The sequence below is a fragment of the Halanaerobium sp. genome (genome assembly GCF_003070835.1).
The window spans coordinates 1-2,078 of the sequence record NZ_QBLR01000444.1 but is presented as its reverse complement, the minus strand read 5'-3'; the positions used below and the strand labels follow the sequence as shown (position 1 = coordinate 2,078).

Annotated in this window: 2 protein-coding genes; both read left to right on the top strand. The window is 30.5% G+C overall.

Annotation, left to right across the window (positions count from 1 at the left end; translation table 11 throughout):
- The first annotated feature begins 191 nt into the window (after positions 1-191).
- Entirely contained in the window at positions 192-989 is a 798-nt protein-coding gene (locus tag CI949_RS20220; RefSeq protein ID WP_091401606.1) for a MetQ/NlpA family ABC transporter substrate-binding protein, read from the top strand.
- A gap of 14 nt (positions 990-1,003) precedes the next feature.
- The gene (locus tag CI949_RS20215) at positions 1,004-1,996 is read left to right on the top strand and encodes a methionine ABC transporter ATP-binding protein (RefSeq protein ID WP_365942053.1); all 993 of its coding nucleotides are present in this window, start codon (positions 1,004-1,006) and stop codon (positions 1,994-1,996) included.
- Positions 1,997-2,078 lie beyond the last annotated feature (82 nt).

The following is a 2,078-nucleotide window of genomic DNA, read 5'->3' as shown; positions in this document are numbered from 1 at the left end:
ATTGCACTGCGAAAAGTCTAAAATAATTCAAAAAATAAATATTAACTTATTCAATATGATGATGCCATGGTGTAACCGATTCTTTAGCCATGGTTGTTTTGTTATGTAAAATAATCAAGGATAATCAAAGGACGGTTACTTTTAAAAAGTAACCGTCCTTTTTTTATATAAAAACTATGGAGGTGTTATTTATGAGGAAGTTAGTAGGAATTTTGGTGGTTTTAGTATTAGTTGTTGGAGGCGTTTTATATTATTTTAATGCTGGTGAGGATGTTTTAAGAGTTGGTGCTACCCCAGTGCCACACGCGGAAATTTTGGAGGTTGTTAAAGAAGACTTTGAAAAAGAAACTGGAGCTACTTTAGAAATTATTGAATTTAACGATTATGTTCAACCCAATTTAGCTTTGGATGATGGTTCGATTGATGCAAACTTTTTTCAGCATGGGCCTTATTTAGAATCATTTTCGAAAAATCAAGGATTAGAAGATTTGATATCTATAGCTAAAATTCACGTTGAACCTATGGGCTTTTATTTGAAATCTGATGAAGTGCAAGAAGGTGATACAATAGTTATTCCTAACGATAGCACAAATGAAGGAAGAGCATTAATTCTTTTGGAAAATAATGGTCTAATAACTTTAGAAGAAGAAGAAAAACTAACAGCAACAGTGCAGAATATAATAGGCAATCCTTTAAATTTGAAATTTGTCGAATTAGACGCTGCTTATTTACCAAGAACGTATAAAGAAGATGACACAGTTAATGGTGCCGTGATAAACACTAATTATGCCATTCAAGCTGATTTAAATCCATTGACTGATGCTTTGTTTATAGAAGGTTCCGAATCTCCTTATGCAAATATAATAACTGTTAAGGAAGAAAACAAAGATGATGATCTAATCAAAACATTAATTGAACTTTTGCAATCTCAAAAAGTAAAAGATTTTATAAATGAAAAATACAAGGGTGCTGTAGTTCCAGTATTCTAATTGGAGGAGTTAAAGTGTTGGAAGTAAAAGATTTAAATCTAATATATAATCAGAAGTTACATGTTTTGAAAAATATAAACTTTGAAGTAAAAAAAGGAGAAGTTGCAGGTATAATAGGTCTTTCTGGAGCAGGGAAGACCTCTATACTTAGATCTTTGGTTTTGCTTGAAAAACCAACAAGTGGAGAAATTAAGCTTAACGGTAAAGATTTGTCAAAATTGAAAGAGAGAGATTTGATGATAGAAAGGAAAAAGATAAGCGTAGTTTTTCAAAATTATAACCTCTTAAGTACAAGAACTGTGTATGAGAATATAGCACTTCCTCTGGAAATTAATAAAGAAAAAAATATAAAAGATAGAGTTCTAAAATTAGCTGAAGAAGTGGGGTTAAAAGACAGGTTAGACCATTACCCTTCTTCTCTATCTGGAGGGGAAAAACAAAGAACCGCGATAGCAAGGGGTATGATAAACAATCCAGAGATATTATTGCTGGATGAACCAACTTCTGCTCTTGATCCAAATACCACTGATAGGATTTTAAAATTAGTTCTTGATCTAAATAAAAAACATGATTTATCTACAATAATTGTTACCCATGAAATGGATGTAATAAAAAGAGCTTGTGACAGAGTTGTTTATTTGAAAAATGGTGAAGTAAACTTTTTTGGGCCTGTATATAAATTTTTTATTGAAAAAGAAAAAGAGATATATGAAGAATTCTATAAAGAAATAAATATTGATTGGAAAGCCGCACGGAAGAAAAGTGGCAAAGAAAATCAAAAGTTAATTAAAGTTACTTTTTATGGGGACTCTACTCATGAACCTATTTTAGATGAAATATCGAAAAAATATGATGTTAAATTGAACTATATATATGGAAAAATTGAACATCTAAAATTAAAACCATATGGAACTTTGATCATTGTTGTTGAATACGAAGATAGAGATATTGAAGGTTTTATGAAAGAATTGGAATCAAAGGTTTATAAATTGGAGGAATTGTTATGATAGATGAATTTATAAGAGCCACTTTGGAAACAATATATATGACATTTGTATCGGGCGCTATTTCTATCTTTTTTGGTATCCC

What these genes read in the sequence shown, in the direction of transcription:
- CI949_RS20220 (WP_091401606.1), top strand. Translation starts at nt 192, where the DNA reads ATGAGGAAGTTAGTAGGAATTTTGGTGGTTTTAGTATTAGTTGTTGGA.